General features: G+C 71.4%; 15 protein-coding genes and 2 tRNA genes. 1 reads left to right on the top strand and 16 read right to left on the bottom strand.

Features of this window, described 5'->3' with window-relative positions; genetic code table 11:
- Positions 1 to 20: 20 nt before the first annotated feature.
- The 9 genes from leuS to CP980_RS35225 form a co-directional block, all read right to left on the bottom strand.
- Entirely contained in the window at positions 21 to 2,891 is a 2,871-nt protein-coding gene (gene leuS, locus CP980_RS22335) for a leucine--tRNA ligase (RefSeq protein WP_132755285.1), read from the bottom strand.
- A 248-nt stretch (positions 2,892 to 3,139) separates the two neighbouring features.
- Positions 3,140 to 3,212 (bottom strand) — tRNA-Ala (locus tag CP980_RS22330).
- A 195-nt stretch (positions 3,213 to 3,407) separates the two neighbouring features.
- Entirely contained in the window at positions 3,408 to 3,641 is a 234-nt protein-coding gene (locus CP980_RS22325) for a hypothetical protein (RefSeq protein WP_008738908.1), read from the bottom strand.
- Between the two features lie 144 nt (positions 3,642 to 3,785).
- Positions 3,786 to 3,858, bottom strand: a tRNA-Ala gene (locus CP980_RS22320).
- A gap of 123 nt (positions 3,859 to 3,981) precedes the next feature.
- Entirely contained in the window at positions 3,982 to 4,638 is a 657-nt protein-coding gene (locus CP980_RS22315; protein ID WP_132755283.1) for a histidine phosphatase family protein, read from the bottom strand.
- Complete coding sequence (gene rsfS, locus CP980_RS22310) at positions 4,635 to 5,081, bottom strand: ribosome silencing factor (protein ID WP_030297201.1); 447 nt, start codon at positions 5,079 to 5,081, stop codon at positions 4,635 to 4,637. The genes CP980_RS22315 and rsfS overlap by 4 nt, the downstream gene beginning before the upstream one ends.
- A gap of 108 nt (positions 5,082 to 5,189) precedes the next feature.
- A complete protein-coding gene (locus tag CP980_RS22305; RefSeq protein ID WP_150528923.1) occupies positions 5,190 to 6,890 on the bottom strand; it encodes an LCP family protein in 1,701 nt (566 codons plus the stop codon).
- Positions 6,891 to 6,914: 24 nt separating this feature from the next.
- Positions 6,915 to 7,532 (bottom strand): nicotinate-nucleotide adenylyltransferase, encoded by a 618-nt coding sequence (gene nadD, locus CP980_RS22300; protein WP_030297205.1) that lies wholly within the window; start codon positions 7,530 to 7,532, stop codon positions 6,915 to 6,917.
- Positions 7,533 to 7,600: 68 nt separating this feature from the next.
- Positions 7,601 to 7,768 (bottom strand): hypothetical protein, encoded by a 168-nt coding sequence (locus tag CP980_RS35225; RefSeq protein WP_037836848.1) that lies wholly within the window; start codon positions 7,766 to 7,768, stop codon positions 7,601 to 7,603.
- Positions 7,769 to 7,909: 141 nt separating this feature from the next.
- On the opposite strand from CP980_RS35225, the gene CP980_RS22295 reads away from it, so the two are divergent.
- Positions 7,910 to 8,989 (top strand): M48 family metallopeptidase, encoded by a 1,080-nt coding sequence (locus CP980_RS22295; protein WP_099892429.1) that lies wholly within the window; start codon positions 7,910 to 7,912, stop codon positions 8,987 to 8,989.
- Here the strand turns inward: CP980_RS22295 and CP980_RS22290 are convergent.
- From CP980_RS22290 to CP980_RS22255, 7 genes are all read right to left on the bottom strand, one after another.
- Positions 8,973 to 10,121 carry an SCO2583 family membrane protein gene (locus CP980_RS22290; protein WP_150528922.1) on the bottom strand — a complete coding sequence of 383 codons (1,149 nt, stop codon included), beginning with the start codon at positions 10,119 to 10,121 and terminating at the stop codon, positions 8,973 to 8,975. The genes CP980_RS22295 and CP980_RS22290 overlap by 17 nt on opposite strands.
- Positions 10,122 to 10,190: 69 nt before the next feature.
- Positions 10,191 to 10,739 carry an SCO2584 family spore wall biosynthesis protein gene (locus tag CP980_RS22285; RefSeq protein ID WP_132755277.1) on the bottom strand — a complete coding sequence of 183 codons (549 nt, stop codon included), beginning with the start codon at positions 10,737 to 10,739 and terminating at the stop codon, positions 10,191 to 10,193.
- 77 nt (positions 10,740 to 10,816) lie between these two features.
- The gene (locus CP980_RS22280; protein WP_132755275.1) at positions 10,817 to 12,094 is read right to left on the bottom strand and encodes a glutamate-5-semialdehyde dehydrogenase; all 1,278 of its coding nucleotides are present in this window, start codon (positions 12,092 to 12,094) and stop codon (positions 10,817 to 10,819) included.
- 182 nt (positions 12,095 to 12,276) lie between these two features.
- Positions 12,277 to 12,723, bottom strand: coding sequence for a hypothetical protein (locus CP980_RS22275; RefSeq protein WP_132755273.1), 447 nt, complete (start codon positions 12,721 to 12,723; stop codon positions 12,277 to 12,279).
- A gap of 61 nt (positions 12,724 to 12,784) precedes the next feature.
- The gene (gene proB, locus CP980_RS22270; RefSeq protein ID WP_132755271.1) at positions 12,785 to 13,912 is read right to left on the bottom strand and encodes a glutamate 5-kinase; all 1,128 of its coding nucleotides are present in this window, start codon (positions 13,910 to 13,912) and stop codon (positions 12,785 to 12,787) included.
- An 89-nt stretch (positions 13,913 to 14,001) separates the two neighbouring features.
- Positions 14,002 to 14,424: a GtrA family protein gene (locus CP980_RS22265; protein WP_132755269.1), complete on the bottom strand. Its 423-nt coding sequence runs from the start codon at positions 14,422 to 14,424 to the stop codon at positions 14,002 to 14,004.
- A gap of 2 nt (positions 14,425 to 14,426) precedes the next feature.
- Entirely contained in the window at positions 14,427 to 15,458 is a 1,032-nt protein-coding gene (locus tag CP980_RS22255; protein WP_229907076.1) for a glycosyltransferase family 2 protein, read from the bottom strand.
- Positions 15,459 to 15,567 lie beyond the last annotated feature (109 nt).

The following is a 15,567-nucleotide window of genomic DNA, read 5'->3' as shown; positions in this document are numbered from 1 at the left end:
ACAGGCCCCGACCAACAGGGTCACACGACGATGTTCACCAGCTTCGGCGCGCGCACGATCACCTTGCGGATCTCGGCCCCACCCAGGGCCGCCACGACCGCCCCGTCGGCCAGCGCCAGCTGCTCCAGGTCACCCTCGGAGATCGTCGGCGGCACCTCCAGGCGCGCCTTGACTTTGCCCTTGATCTGCACGACGCAGGTCACGCTCTCGTCCACGACGTACGCCGGGTCCGCGACCGGGAAGTCCCGGTGGACCACCGAGTCGGAGTGGCCCAGGCGGTGCCACAGCTCCTCCGCGATGTGCGGGGCCAGCGGGGCGATCAGCAGCACCAGCCGCTCCGCGACCGAGCGCTCCAGCGGGCGGCCGGCCTTGGTCAGGAAGTTGTTCAGCTCGGTGATCTTGGCGATGGCGGTGTTGAAGCGCAGCCCCGCCATGTCCGCGCCGGCCCCGTCGATCGCCTTGTGCAGCGCGCGCAGGGTCTCCTCGCCCGGCTCGGAGTCGACGACCGTCACGGCGCCGCTCTCCTCGTCGACGATGTTGCGCCACAGGCGCTGCAGCAGCCGGTACTGGCCCACCACGGCCCGCGTGTCCCACGGGCGCGAGACGTCCAGCGGACCCATCGCCATCTCGTACAGGCGCAGGGTGTCCGCGCCGTACTCCTCGCAGATCTCGTCCGGCGTGACGGCGTTCTTCAGGGACTTGCCCATCTTGCCGTGCTCGCGCTTGACCTGCTTGCCCTCGTAGAACCAGCCGCCGTCGCGCTCCTCGACCTCGGCGGCCGGGACGTACACCCCGCGCTCGTCGGTGTAAGCGTACGCCTGGATCATGCCCTGGTTGAACAGCTTGTGGAACGGCTCGGCCGAGGACACGTGGCCCAGGTCGAACAGCACCTTCGACCAGAAGCGCGCGTACAGCAGGTGCAGCACCGCGTGCTCGGCGCCGCCCACGTACAGGTCGACGCCGCCGTGCGGCGCGCCCTCGCGCGGACCCATCCAGTACTGCTCGATCTCCGGGTCCACCAGGGCCGACGCGTTGTGCGGGTCCAGGTAGCGCAGCTCGTACCAGCAGGAACCGGCCCAGTTGGGCATGGTGTTGGTCTCGCGGCGGTAGGAGCGCACCCCGCGCCCGTCGCCCAGGTCCAGCTCGACGTTGACCCACTCTTCGTTCCGCGACAGCGGGGTCTCCGGCTTCGAGCCGGCGTCGTCGGGCTCGAAGGTGCGCGGCGAGTAGTCCTCGACCTCGGGCAGTTCCAGCGGCAGCATCGAGGCGGGCAGCGCGTGCGCGACGCCCTCCTCGTCGTAGACGATCGGGAAGGGCTCGCCCCAGTAGCGCTGGCGGCTGAACAGCCAGTCGCGCAGGCGGAAGTTGACGGTCCCCTCGCCGATGCCCCGCTCGGCCAGCCAGGCGGTGATGGCGGCCTTCGCCTCGACGACGCCCAGGCCGTCCAGGGAGATGCCGTCTCCGGTCGAGTTCACGATGGTGCCGTCGTACGAGGAGAACGCGTCCTCCCACTCCGCCGGGTCGGCGTCGCGGTCGTCCGAGGGCTGCACGACGCAGCGCATCGGCAGCTCGAAGGCGCGCGCGAACTCGAAGTCGCGGCCGTCGTGCGCCGGGACGGCCATGATCGCGCCGGTGCCGTAGCCCATCAGGACGTAGTCGGCGATGAAGACGGGGACCCGGTCGCCGCTGACGGGGTTGACCGCGTAGGCGCCGGTGAAGACACCGGTCTTGTCCTTGGCCTCGGCCTGCCGCTCGACGTCCGACTTGGCGGCGGCCTGCTTGCGGTACGCGTCCACGGCCTCGCCGGGGGTCGCGGCGCCGCCGGTCCACACCTGGTGCGTGCCCTCGGGCCACTCGGCCGGGACGATCTTCTCGACCAGCGCGTGCTCGGGCGCCAGCACCATGTAGGTGGCGCCGAACAGCGTGTCGGGACGGGTGGTGAACACCGTGATGGCGTCGTCGCCGACCGCGAAGTCGACGCGCGCGCCCTCGCTGCGGCCGATCCAGTTGCGCTGCTGCAGCTTGATGGCCTCGGGCCAGTCCAGCGCGTCCAGGTCGTCCAGCAGGCGGTCCGCGTAGGCGGTGATCCGCATGTTCCACTGGCTCAGCTTGGCCTTGAAGACCGGGAAGTTGCCGCGCTCGGAGCGGCCGTCCGCGGTGACCTCCTCGTTGGCCAGGACGGTGCCGAGCCCGGGGCACCAGTTCACGGGCGCGTCCGAGGCGTACGCCAGCCGGTACTCGTTCAGTACGTCGGCCCGCTCGCCCGCGGTCAGCGCGGCCCAGGAGCGGCCCCCGGGGACCTCACGGGAGCCGTCCTCGAAGGCGGCGACCAGCTCGGCGATCGGGCGGGCCTTGGCCGCGTCCGCGTCGTACCAGGAGTTGTAGATCTGCAGGAAGATCCACTGGGTCCACTTGTAGTAGTCCGGGTCGATGGTCGCGAACGAGCGGCGCTTGTCGTGGCCCAGGCCCAGCCGGCGCAGCTGGACCTTCATGTTCTCGATGTTCGCCTCGGTGGAGACGCGCGGGTGCGTGCCGGTCTGCACGGCGTACTGCTCGGCCGGCAGGCCGAAGGCGTCGAAGCCCAGGGTGTGCAGGACGTTGTGGCCGCTCATCCGCTGGTGGCGGGCGTAGACGTCGGTGGCGATGTACCCCAGCGGGTGGCCGACGTGCAGGCCCGCACCGGACGGGTACGGGAACATGTCCATGATGAACTTCTTGGGGCGCGCGACGACCTCCGCGTCACCGGCCAGGTCACCGGACGGGTTCGGGGCCTCGTACGTGCCCTGCGCGTCCCATACGTCCTGCCAGCGTGCCTCGATGTCGGCGGCCATGGCAGCCGTGTAACGGTGCGCCTCGGCCGCCTCGGGGGCCGGGGTGTTCGTCTCGCTCATGATTCCAGAAGCTCCATCGATCGTCTCTGCCGTCTCTGCCTGCCCAAACGAAAAAACCCCTCGCACAGGAGGGGGCGCCGCGCCGATGCCGACCGTCTCGGAGGGTCGGTACTGATCAGCGCGGCTCGGTAAGCAGAAGGCGTACGGCACGCATGGCGCCAGGGTACCGCAGCGGGTCCGGCGGCCGCTCGACCGTTCCGCACAACGAGAAGCGGGCCACCCGATCCGGGTGGCCCGCTTCTCTTCTGTGGAGCTAAGGAGAATTGAACTCCTGACCTCCTGCATGCCATGCAGGCGCTCTACCAACTGAGCTATAGCCCCTTGTTCCTCTGCCGCCGGGCCCTTGCTCGGTTTCCCTTGCCGGTTCCCCCTGGCGACATCGAGAACATTACACGGTCATGCCCCAGGTCCAAAAATCGGTTTCCGGGCGCAGAGGTTTGCCCGATTCATCCCTGTTGTCCGTCGTGAACCGCGTTGCCCGTCGCGGACGCCGACGGGCCCGGGCTCAGGCCCGGGTCAGGCTCTCGCGAACTGGTAGAACCGCTTGAGCGTGCAGTGCTCGTCGAGCAGCCGCCCATAGATCGGCTCCCCCTCCAGCTCACGGTACGTCTCGATCGGGTCGCCTTTTATGATCAGCGCCCGCGCGCATTCCTCGCACCAGTACTGGTAGTCGGGGTTGACCGGGTCCATGTCCCGCACGATCGGCGTGCCGTTGTTGCACCAGTCGCACCGCCGCCGGTGTGCACCCATCCGTCAGCGACTCCCTCCCACGTCGGGCCGTCGACTCCCCCTCCGGCGGTCCCGATTCTGCCACGCGGGTACGGGGCAGGTCAGCAGGCACCGAAGGAACAAACGGAAGGATCCCGCCCCCTGTTGGGGACGGGATCCTGATTGTGGAGCTAAGGAGAATTGAACTCCTGACCTCCTGCATGCCATGCAGGCGCTCTACCAACTGAGCTATAGCCCCGCTCTCCGCCGCGCTCCCCCCGTTTCCGGTGTTCCGCGCTGCGAACAAGAAGAACTCTAGCCTGTGACCAGACGGAAAGTGAAATCCGGGTGGGAGCCGGGCGGGAGCCGCCCTGAGGCGGGCTCAGTCGTCGTCGCCGAGCACCGGTTCCGGCAGCGTGCCGGCGTTGTGCTCCATCAGACGCCAGCCGCGCGCGCCCTCGCCGAGGACCGACCAGCAGCAGTTGGAGAGCCCGCCCAGGCTCTCCCAGTCGCGCGCGTCCAGGCCCAGCAGCCGGCCGATCGTCGTACGGATGGTGCCGCCGTGGCTGACCACGACGAGCGTGCCGCCGTCCGGCAGCCGGCCTGCGTGCTCCAGCACCACCGGCGCCGCGCGGTCGGCGACCTCGGTCTCCAGTTCGCCGCCGCCGCGGCGCACGGGCTCGCCGCGCTTCCACGCCGCGTACTGCTCGCCGTACTTCGCGATGATCTCTTCGTGCGTGAGGCCCTGCCACTCACCGGCGTACGTCTCGCGCAGCGCGGCGTCGTGCGCCACGGGCAGCCCCGTGACGGCGGCCAGCTCGGCGGCCGTGGCGGAAGCCCGCCGCAGGTCCGAGGCCACGATGGCGACCGGCTTCAGAGAGGCGAGCAGCCGGGCGGCGCGGCGCGCCTGCGCCACACCCGTGTCGGTCAGCTCGATGTCCGTGGAGCCCTGGAAGCGGCGCTCCAGGTTCCACGAGGTCTGGCCGTGGCGCCAGAGAACGATCTTCCGGCCCGTCTTGCGGGTGGCGGTCGCGCTCAGAACAGATCACCGTCCAGCTCGTCGTCGCCCGCCGCCTCGCGCAGCTTGGCGTGCTCCTCCGCCTTGCCCTTGGTGAGCTTGGCGTCCTCGGGCAGCTCGATCTCGGGGCAGTCCTTCCACAGGCGCTCCAGCGCGTAGAAGACCCGCTCCTCGCTGTGCTGCACGTGGACGACGATGTCGATGTAGTCGAGCAGGATCCAGCGGGCGTCGCGGTCGCCCTCGCGGCGCACCGGCTTGGCGCCGAGCTCCTTGAGCAGACGCTCCTCGATCTCGTCGACGATCGACTTGACCTGGCGGTCGTTGGGCGCCGAGGCGAGCAGGAAGGCGTCGGTGATCGACAGCACGTCGCTGACGTCGTACGCGATGATGTCGTGCGCGAGCCGGTCGGCCGCGGCCTGGGCGGCGGCGGTGATGAGCTCGATGGAGCGGTCCGTGGCGGTCACTGGCCATGCTTTCGGGTTGGCGGGCAGATCCATACAAGGGTCTCATGTACCGCCGACCCCGCCCGCGCGCAGCGGTGCGCGCGGGCCGGGCCGCCCGCCCGTGCCCGGTCAGGACGGTTTGTAGTCCTTGCCCAGGGTCACCACGATGTCCGCGTTCACCGCGTTCTCGCCCTTCTTCACGACGGTCTCCGGCAGGCCCAGGGTCTTGGCCACCTCGACCGCCTTGGCCCGCTGCGCGTCGTCCTGGTACGTGATCTGCGTGGCGGGCTGGGTCTTGTCGGCCTTGCCGCCGTCCACGAAGGTGTAGCCGCCGTTGAGCAGCGCCGCCTTCGCCGTGACCTGCGTCTTCTCGTCGCCGGTGGCGTCCTTGAGGCCGACGCGGGGTGCGCTGCCGGCCTGGGCCGCGTTGAAGCTGCCGCCGAGCACCTCCTTGACGACGTTCTTGTTGGCGTCGTCGGTGAGCGTCCCGTCCGGCTTCACCGCGAGGACGTCCGTACGGTACGCGCCCTCCTTGGCGTGCTCGCCGAGCTTGGACAGCAGCGTGCCGAGGGCCTGTGCGTTCAGGGAGGGGTCGAGGATCTGGCCCATGCTCTCGACCGTGACGGTCGCCGACTTCGCGTCCCCTGGCACCTTGCGCAGCACTCCGTAGAGCACCTTGCCGAGCCGGTCGAGCTGCTTGGCCTCGGGCTCGCCCTGGCCGCGGTACGTGGCGTACGCGACGGCCATCGCACCGCTGAGGTGCTGCTTCGGGCCCTGCCCCACGGCCGGGATCTTGGCGGCGTCGTCGGCCGGGACCGCGACGTCGGTGTCGGTCTCGATGCCGCCGACCAGCTCGACCAGGTTCTCCAGGAAGGGGGTGTCCAGGCGCCAGGTGCCGCCGATGTGGGTGCCGAGCACCGAGTCGAGGGAGTCCTTGACGCCCACGCCGCCCTCCTCGACCGCCTTGCCGAGGGCCGCGGCGGTGCCGTCGTCCTTCGCGACGCCGAGCGTGTTCGGCAGGAGGACGGTGGCGCCCTTCTTGGTGGTGACGTTGTCGACGAGCAGCGCCGTGGAGGTGCCGCCCTTCTTGGTGTTGTGCAGGTGGACGACGATCATGTCGCGCTTCTGCGGCCCGGAGGCGGCCGCCGCGTCCTCCTTCTGACCGGGGCCGTCGAGGAAGGGCAGCTTGCCCGCGTACCAGAGGTAGCCGACGCCGCCGACGACGAAGAGGGCGAGGACGACGATGAGGGCGACCACCCGGTTGCGGCCGCGGCGGCGGGCCTCCTCGCGGCGCTCGGTCCGGCTCTCGGTGAACTTGAGCCAGTCGATGACGTCCTCGGACTCCTCGTCCGGCTGGTCGATGAACGCGAACTGCTCGGTGCGGCAGTCCGGGGCGGACGGGTCACCGCCGGGCCGGCGCGGTTCGGGGACCCGGTCGGCGCGCGACGGCCCGGGCTCGGCCTCGGGGGCCGGGGCGGGAGCGGGAGCGGCGGCCTGCTGTTCCGGGGCGGCCTGCTGCGGGATCCACTGCTGGGTCTGCTGCGTCTCGTACCCGTAGCCGGGGGCCTGCGGGTACTCCTGGTGAGCGGGGTACTCCTGCTGCCCGTACTCGGGCGCGGCCGGCTGCTGGGGCTGCTGCGGGTAGTAGGCCTGCTGGCCGTAGCCCTGCGGGTCGTAGCCGTACGGCTGCTCGTACGCCTGCTCGTACTGCTGCTGCCCGGGGGCGGGCTGCGCGGGCACCTGGCCGTACACCGGCCGCCCGTACGGGTCGTAGCCGATGAGCTGCTGCTCCTGGGCGTACGGGTCGTACGGATCCTGTCGGTCGTTCACCGCGGGGCCCCTCTCTCCGGAAGCTCAGGCTCCCCGGTACAGCTCACGCTTGTCGATGTAGCGCACCACACCGTCGGGCACCAGATACCAGACAGGATCCCCCTGGGCCACCCGGGCGCGGCAGTCCGTGGACGAGATCGCCAGCGCGGGCACCTGCACCAGGGAGACCCCGTCCTCGGGGAGACCGTCGTCGGTGAGCACGTGGCCCGGCCGGGTGACCCCGATGAAGTGCGCGAGCGAGAAGAGCTCGTCGGCGTTGCGCCAGGTCAGGATCTGGGCGAGGGCGTCGGCACCGGTGATGAAGAACAGGTCGGCGTCCTCGTTGAGGGCGCTCAGATCACGCAGCGTGTCGATCGTGTACGTCGGCCCGCCGCGGTCGATGTCGATGCGGCTCACCGAGAACTGCGGGTTCGAGGCCGTCGCGATGACCGTCATCAGATAGCGGTCCTCGGCGGGGGACACGGCGCGCTGCGACTTCTGCCACGGCTGGCCGGTGGGCACGAACACCACCTCGTCGAGGTGGAACAGCGCGGCGACTTCACTGGCCGCCACCAGGTGTCCGTGGTGGATCGGGTCGAATGTCCCGCCCATCACGCCGAGCCGGCGCTTGACCGGGCCGGTAGGCATCTCCTGCTCTCCCATGAGCGCAGAGCCTACTGGCCCGGCGGAGCGGTGCGGACCCGCATGCGGGCGTGCGCGCGACGCCGGGATCAGCGGTCGCGGTTCAGGCGCGTGGTCACCCAGAGCATCAGGAGCAGGATGAACAGCGCGCCGCCGCCGGTCAGGTACGGGTTCAGGCTGTCGTGGTTGCCGCCGTGCTGCTCGGCGCCCTCCGACGCGAGAACGACCAGGTTGTGGGCGGTGGAGGAGAGGCTCATCAGGCAGGTACCTATCGAGTCGGGGAGCGGGCGGAGACTTCGCTCACATCGTATGCGGGGGCCTGGGGCACGCTCACGCCGACTCAGGCGTTGGAGAGGATAGACGCAGGAGCACTCAGGCCGATCAAGGGGGAGGGCGTCATGAAGGAGACCGGGTTCGAGAAGGTGCCGGCGAGGGACCGCAGGAGGTTCCCCGGTATTTCCTCGCGCGCGTACGAGCACCCGGCGGACCGCTCGGCGCTGGTGGCGCTGCGCAAGCTGAGCGGGTTCGACACCGTGTTCAAGGCCCTGAGCGGGCTGCTCCCCGAGCGCAGTCTGCGGCTGCTCTTCCTGTCGGATTCGGTCCGGGTGGGCGAGACCCAGTTCCCGCACCTGTACGAGATGCTCCGCGACGCCTGCTACATCCTGGACCTGGAGAAGGTCCCGCAGATGTACGTGCAGCAGGACCCGAAGCCGAACGCGATGTGCATCGGGCTGGACGAGCCGATCATCGTGGTGACGACGGGCCTGGTCGAGCTGCTCGACGAGGAGGAGATGCGGGCGGTCGTGGGCCACGAGGTGGGCCACGCGCTGTCGGGGCACGCGGTGTACCGCACGGTCCTGCTGTTCCTGACGGGCCTGGCGCTGAAGGTGGCGTGGATCCCGCTGGGCAATGTGGCGATCATGACGATCGTGACCGCGCTGCGGGAGTGGTTCCGCAAGTCGGAGTTGTCGGCGGACCGGGCCGGGCTGCTGGTCGGGCAGGACGTGAACGCGTCGATGAGGGGCCTGATGAAGCTCGCGGGCGGCAACCACCTCCACGAGATGAACGTGGACTCCTTCCTGGCCCAGGCCGAGGAGTACGAGTCCAGCGGCGATCTGCGCGACTCCGTCCTGAAGATCCTCAACATGCTGCCGCGGACGCACCCCTTCGCGACCGTCCGGGCGGCCGAGCTGAAGAAGTGGTCCCAGAACCGGGACTACCAGCGGATCATGGACGGCCACTACCCGCGGCGCGAGGAGGACAAGGACACCTCGGTGTCGGACTCCTTCCGCGAGTCGGCCTCGCACTACGCGGACGCGGTGCGCAGCAGCAAGGATCCGCTGTTCAAGCTGGTCGGCGACATCGCGGGCGGCGCGGCCGATGTCGGCGGCAAGCTGCGCGACAAGTTCACCGGTGCGGCCGGAGGGGGCTCCGCCCCGAACGGCGGGGCCAAGGGCGGGGCTACGGAGCAGGGCTGACGGGAGCCGTCCCGGCGGGCGTGGGCGGCGCCAGCACGCCGCACAGCCCGGCGGTGCGCCTCGGAGTGCCGCTGGCGTACGGATCGCTCGCGGCCGGTCCGACCGTGGTCGGCCCGGCCCCGGCCAGGACGGGGCGGAAGCCCCCGGCCGGCTCGTCGGAGCAGTCCTGCGGCCCGGCCATCACGTAGGCGGTGACCAGCTCCGCCCGTCGGGCCACGAGGTCCTCCCGGTCGAAGCGCAGCTTCAGCTCCCGCCGGACGGTGAAGAGCGAGGCGCCCTCGGCGGCCGCCGGGGATCCGGTGGCGGGGCGCACGGCGTACACGAAGGTGTGGTCGGTGATCACTTCGAGGGCGTCCGCCGAGACCTCGTCGATGGCGAGGGTCCCGCTGACCCGGACCCGCGTGTCGGCCACGACGGCCGTGCCCGGGTCGAAGCGGACCAGCCAGCCGGTGGCGGCGTGCCGCCCGTCGCCGGAGGGCGAGGCCATGCTGCGGTCGAACTGGTCCAGCTGGTCGGGGTCGAGCAGGACCCGCACGGGCCGGGTCGCGGCGCCTGCCAGCACGTCGGGGTCCAGCGAGGACTGCACCAGGTAGTCCTTGGCGATGGACAGCGCGGTGACGACCTGGCCTTCGGTGAAGTGGTGGGTGCGGCGCGCGCCGGGCAGGCTGATCCCGGCCGCCCCGACGCGGTAATCGGACGCCGGGCTGTTCTCGTACAGGTCGGCGGGGCGTCCGCCGGGCACGGCCGCGGTGGGCGCGAGCGGCACGATCGTGCTGGCCAGCTGCTCGGTGCGGCCGACGGGCGGGGCCGGGGCCGGGTTGCTCAGCCCCATGTAGACGGCCGCGGCGAAGGCCACGGCGATGAGCAGCACGAGCACCATGCCCTGGCGGGCGCCGCGGCCGGGCGTGCCGGTGCGGGGCCCGGAGGAGCCGGCGCCGGACCAGATGGACCGGCTGCGCACGGCGCGCGCGTGTTCGCCCATGCGCTCCTGGGCGGAGAACTCCTGGAGCCGGGCAGCCCGGACGAAGTCCTCGTCGAACACCACCGACCGGTACTCGTCCGACCGGAATTCCTCGTCACCCCCGCCGATGCCCTCGGGGGTGCCGTCGGGTGGATCTCCTGGTACGGCCATTGCTTCTCCCCGCTGTCCCCGCTTCAGAGAAGCCCCCAAGCTCCGGTGAACGCGAGTGGGGTCGTACCTTCAGGGTTGGCGGGCGACGGGGTACGTAAACGCTCCGGCGCCGGTGACTTCGGTGAGCGGGGTGGTGGCGGGCGCGGGCGCGTGGTCCGCGTCGCTCGACGCACTGCGGTAGACGGCGCTGAAGGCCAGGGCGACCATGCCGAGGCCCATCACGAAGGCGAGCACCCAGGCGACCGGGCGCAGCCAGGGCGAGCGTCCCCGGTAGGGCCGCAGGGAGCCGCCGTAGGCCCCGTACGGGCCGTCCGTGTAGCCGGAGGCGTGGTCCCAGCCGGGTTCGTCGAGGGCGTACCCGTCGGGGCGGCCGTAGCCGTAGCCGTCGTAGTCGTCGTCGGAGGTCCAGCCGCCGGCGACGGCGCGGGCGGCTTCCGCCTCCGCGCGGGCCCGGTCGGCGGCGCGCTGGCGCTCCGCGGCGCTCGGTTCATGGATCTCGGCGCTCCGGACGAAGTCCTCGTCGAACACCACGGAGGCGAAGTCCTGATCCGCGCCTCCGCGGTCGTCGTTGTCGGGCTCCCCGTCGTCCGGGAACTTGCCCCCCACGTCGTCCGGCACAGCACCAGCCTAGACCGGGGGCGGTGCTTTGGGCAGGGTGTAAGCCGAAATCCGGCCACCCGGTGTGCGGGGTCCGACTACCGGACGTGACCGTCGCCCGTGACGATGTACTTGGTGGAGGTGAGCTCCGGAAGGCCCATCGGGCCCCGGGCGTGCAGCTTCTGGGTGGAGATCCCGATCTCTGCGCCGAAGCCGAACTGGCCACCGTCGGTGAACCGGGTGGACGCGTTCACGGCGACCGTGGTCGAGTCGACCAGCTGGGTGAAGCGGCGAGCGGCGGCCTGCGAGGTGGTGACGATGGCCTCGGTGTGGCCGGAGGTCCAGCGGCGGATGTGGGCGACGGCGTCGTCGAGGGAGTCCACGACCCCGGCGGCGATGTCGTACGAGAGGTACTCCGCGGCCCAGTCCTCGTCCGTGGCGGGCAGCGCGGTGACCTTGGAGTGCTCGGCGGCCGCGAGGACCCGGTCGTCGCCGTGGACGGTCACGCCGGCCTCGGCGAGGGCGTCGAGGGCGCGCGGCAGGAACGCGTCGGCGATGTCCCGGTGGACGAGGAGGGTTTCGGCGGAGTTGCAGACGGAGGGCCGCTGGGCCTTGGAGTTGACGAGGATGTCCACGGCCATGCCGAGGTCGGCCTGGGCGTCGACGTAGACGTGGCAGTTGCCGGTACCGGTCTCGATGACCGGGACGATGGACTCCTCGACGACGGTCTTGATGAGCGAGGCGCCGCCGCGCGGGATGAGCACGTCGACGAGGCCTCGGGCGCGCATCAGCTCGCGGACGGAGTCGCGGGACTCGCCGGGGACGAGCTGGATCGCGTCCGCGGGCAGGCCGGCGCTCTCGACGGCGTCGCGCAGGATCGCGACGAGGGCCGTGTTGGAGGCGTACGCGGAGGAGCTGCCGCGCAGCAGGACCGCGTTGCCGGACTTGAGGCAGAGGGCGGCGGCGTCGACGGTGACGTTGGGGCGGGCCTCGTAGATGATGCCGACGACGCCGAGCGGGACGCGGATCTGGCGCAGGTCGATGCCGTTGGGGAGGGTCGAGCCGCGGACGACCTCGCCGACGGGGTCGGGGAGGGCGGCGACGTCCCGGACGTCGGAGGCGATGGCCGCGACGCGCTCGGGGGTGAGGGTGAGGCGGTCGATGACGGTCTCGCTGGTGCCGGCCTCGCGGGCCTTGGCGATGTCCGCGGCGTTGGCCTCGACGATCTCGGCCGTACGGGCCACCAGCGCGTCCGCGACGGCCAGCAGGGCGGCGTCCTTGGCGGACCGCGGGAGGGGGGCGATGGCCGCGGCGGCGGTGCGGGCGGCTTGCGCGGTGGCGGTCACGGGCGAGACGGGGGCGTCGAGCGAGGTCATGCCGCCCAGGGTAGTCCCCGGTCCGCCGCCTCCGGCGGTGCCTTCCACCCCGCGAGACGCCCGGCCCGGGCCGGGGAGGCCGCCTGCGGCCGAGGCGCGCGTCGGGGGAGGACGGGCCCGGCCCCGGCGGACGGAGTCCGGTGCAGCGGGCCGAAGCCCGCGAAGCGGTGCGCGGGCCGCGTCTAGTAGGGGTGCACGCCGACCGGGTGGGCCGGGGGCGGGCCGTAGCCCTCCGCGACCCGGAGGTGGTAGGTCGCGCGGTCGATGACCTCCAGGCCGACGATCTCCCACGGCGGGAGCTGCGCCGAGGAGCGGTGCTCCCCCCACAGGCGCAGGGCGACGGCCGCGGCGTCGTGCAGGTCGCGGGCCTCCTCCCAGTACCGGATCTCCGCGTGGTCCTCGGCGTACCGGCTGGTCAGCAGGAAGGGGTGGTCGTGCGCCAGCTGCTCCAGGCCGCGCCGGACCTCCGACAGCGGCGCCGGCTTGCCGGAGACGCTGAGGGTGACGTGCCACAGGCGGGAGGCTTCGCCGTGGTCGTCGTGGTCGTCGTGGTCGCCGTGCTCGCCGTCCCCGCCGCCGCTGATGCTGGTCAGCGCTCGTCTCACCAGCCCGCCTCCTGTCTGCGACATGCCTGTCCGCCCCTCACAGTTGACCAGTCCCCGGGCCGCCGCGCGGCGGTTTTACCGAACCTCAGCCCTCCAGCAGGACCAGATCGTCGCGGTGTACGACCTCGCGCTCGTACTCGGGGCCGAGTTCCTTCGCCAGCTCCCGGGTGGAGCGGCCGAGCAGCTGCGGGAGTTCCTTCGCGTCGAAGTTCACCAGCCCGCGGGCCACGGCGCGGCCGTCGGGCCCGCGCAGCTCCACCGGGTCGCCGGCGACGAACTCTCCCTCGACGGCCGCGATCCCGGCGGGCAGCAGGGAGCTGCCGCGCTCGGTGACGGCCCGTACGGCGCCCTCGTCCAGGACGAGGTGCCCCTGCGGGGTCGAGGCGTGCTGGAGCCAGAGCAGCCGGTCCGCCGACCGGCGGCCCGTGGCGTGGAAGTGCGTACCGGTGAGCCGGCCCGCGAGGGCGTCGGCCGCCTGGCTCGCCGAGGTGAGGACGACCGGGATGCCGGCCGCGGCCGCGATCCGCGCCGCCTCGACCTTGGTGACCATGCCGCCGGTGCCGACGCCCGCCTTGCCGGCGCTGCCGATCGAGACGTGCGCGATGTCCTCGGGGCCGCGCACCTCGTCGATGCGGGTGGTGCCGGGCTGCGAGGGGTCCCCGTCGTAGAGGCCGTCCACATCGGACAGGAGAACGAGGAGGTCGGCGCGGACCAGGTGGGCGACGAGGGCGGCGAGCCGGTCGTTGTCGCCGAAGCGGATCTCGTCCGTGGCGACGGTGTCGTTCTCGTTGACCACCGGCAGGGCGCCCATGGCCAGGAGCTGGTCGAGGGTGCGGTACGCGTTGCGGTAGTGGGCCCGGCGGCTGGTGTCGTCGCCGGTCAGCAGCACCTGCCCGACGCGGATCCCGTACCGGGCGAAGGAGGCGGTGTACCGGGCGACCAGCAGGCCCTGGCCGACGCTGGCGGCGGCCTGCTGCCGGGCCAGGTCGGTCGGGCGGCGGCGCAGGCCGAGCGGGGAGAGTCCGGCGGCGATGGCCCCGCTGGAGACGAGGACGATCTCCTTCTCGCCGCCGCTGCGGGCCTTGGCCAGTACGTCGACCAGGGCGTCCACCCGGTCGGCGTCGAGTCCGCCCGCCGCGGTGGTCAGGGAGGAGGAGCCGACCTTGACCACGATCCTGCGGGCGTCCACGACACCTTGCCTAGCCGCTGACACGTCTGTCCCCTTGCCCCTTGCCGGTACGTCTGCCACCTCAATCTACGGGGTGGTGCGCCGCGCCCGCGCAGGGGTTTCAGCCGGTGGACTCAGGCCCCGGAGCCGCTGCGGGCCGGCTCGGGGTCCTCGGCCGCGGCCGCGGCGCCCGGAACGAGGATCTTGCGCGAGAGCAGGTAGGTGAAGGGGATGGCCACGATCGCGGCGACGAGCGGGGCGATCCGGGTGTCGAGTCCGGCCCAGGTCACCAGGGCGTAGAGCCCGACGGACTGGATCACGTAGTTCGTGATGTTGGTCAGCGGGAAGAGGAGGAACTTCTTCCAGGTGGGCTTGGTCCGGTAGGTGAAGTACGTGTTCATGAAGAACGAGCCGACCATCGCCAGCAGGAACGCGAGCGTGTAGGCGAGGAAGTACGGCATCCACGGGTGCAGCAGCAGGTAGATGACGAAGAAGGTGCCGGTGTTGACGGCTCCGACGAGGCCGAAGCGGAGGATCTGGCCGAACTGGCTGCGCATGGTCAGCGCACCTCGCGCTCGGCGGAGACCGTCAGGGGCGGGGCGGACAGGCCGCCGCGCTCGCGGGCGCCGGTGGGGACCCCGGCGGCGTCGGGGCGGCCCTGGGGGTCCGCGCCGTGCGCCTCCTTCACCAGGAAGTGCGGGCGGCGCTTGGTCTCGTAGTAGATGCGGCCGATGTACTCGCCGATCAGACCCAGCATGATCATCTGGACGCCGCCGATGCCGGTGATGATCGCGACGAGGGTGACGTAGCCGGGTGCGGTGACCCCGTTGGTCATGGCCATGATGGCGATGACCATGGCGTACAGGACGGTCAGCCCCACCAGCGACACGCCCGCCCAGATCCCGATCCGCAGCGGCCGGTTGTTGAAGGAGATCAGCCCGTCCATGGCGTAGTTCAGCAGCGAGCCGAACTTCCACTTCGTCTCGCCGGCCTCGCGCTGGGCGTTGCGGTAGTCGAAGTGGACGGTGTCGAAGCCGATCCAGGAGAAGAGGCCCTTGGAGAAGCGGTTGTACTCCGGCAGCGACAGCAGCGCGTCCACGGCCGGCCGGGACAGCAGGCGGAAGTCGCCGACGCCGTCGGTGAGCTCCACGTCGACCCAGCGGTTGACGCCCCGGTAGTACAGGCGGCTGAGCGCGGAGCGGACCTTCTTGTCGCCCTCGCGGGTGCGGCGGGCGATGATCTGGTCGTGGCCCTGCCGGTAGTAGTCGAGCATGGTGGCGATGAGCTCCGGCGGGTGCTGGAGGTCGGCGTCCATGATCACGACCGCGTCGCCGGTGGCCTCGCGCAGGCCGGCGAGCATGCCGGCCTCCTTGCCGAAGTTGCGGCTGAAGGAGACGTACCGGGTGCGGTCCCCGTGCTCGGCGGCGATCTTGCGGAGTTTGGCGAGGGTGCCGTCGCGGCTGCCGTCGTCGACGTAGCAGACCTCGTACTCGACGGGCAGGGAGTCCAGGACCCTGCGGATCTCCAGGTCGAAGCGGTCGATCACGGCTTCTTCGTTGTAGCAGGGGACTACTACGGACAGCTTCGTCATGAACACTTCCTGCTGGGTCCGAACGGGTGATTGTCGGCGACCGGACCCGCCACACACCTCTTCCTTAGAAGTATGCACGCCGAGGGTCGGCCTGCCGGATCCGAGCGCG

Source organism: Streptomyces vinaceus, from assembly GCF_008704935.1.
Taxonomy (GTDB): Bacteria; Actinomycetota; Actinomycetes; order Streptomycetales; family Streptomycetaceae; genus Streptomyces; species Streptomyces vinaceus.
Note: the sequence above shows the minus strand (reverse complement) of the source record. Positions and strands in the feature narration are given on the sequence as shown.

Excerpts from the sequence above, each read along its gene's own strand:
- leuS (WP_132755285.1), bottom strand. The coding sequence starts at position 2,891 with ATGAGCGAGACGAACACCCCGGCCCCCGAGGCGGCCGAGGCGCACCGT.
- CP980_RS22325 (WP_008738908.1), bottom strand. The coding sequence starts at position 3,641 with ATGGGTGCACACCGGCGGCGGTGCGACTGGTGCAACAACGGCACGCCG.
- nadD (WP_030297205.1), bottom strand. The coding sequence starts at position 7,532 with ATGGGAGAGCAGGAGATGCCTACCGGCCCGGTCAAGCGCCGGCTCGGC.
- CP980_RS35225 (WP_037836848.1), bottom strand. The coding sequence starts at position 7,768 with ATGAGCCTCTCCTCCACCGCCCACAACCTGGTCGTTCTCGCGTCGGAG.
- CP980_RS22295 (WP_099892429.1), top strand. The coding sequence starts at position 7,910 with ATGAAGGAGACCGGGTTCGAGAAGGTGCCGGCGAGGGACCGCAGGAGG.
- CP980_RS22290 (WP_150528922.1), bottom strand. The coding sequence starts at position 10,121 with ATGGCCGTACCAGGAGATCCACCCGACGGCACCCCCGAGGGCATCGGC.
- CP980_RS22280 (WP_132755275.1), bottom strand. The coding sequence starts at position 12,094 with ATGACCTCGCTCGACGCCCCCGTCTCGCCCGTGACCGCCACCGCGCAA.
- CP980_RS22275 (WP_132755273.1), bottom strand. The coding sequence starts at position 12,723 with ATGTCGCAGACAGGAGGCGGGCTGGTGAGACGAGCGCTGACCAGCATC.
- CP980_RS22265 (WP_132755269.1), bottom strand. The coding sequence starts at position 14,424 with ATGCGCAGCCAGTTCGGCCAGATCCTCCGCTTCGGCCTCGTCGGAGCC.
- CP980_RS22255 (WP_229907076.1), bottom strand. The coding sequence starts at position 15,458 with ATGACGAAGCTGTCCGTAGTAGTCCCCTGCTACAACGAAGAAGCCGTG.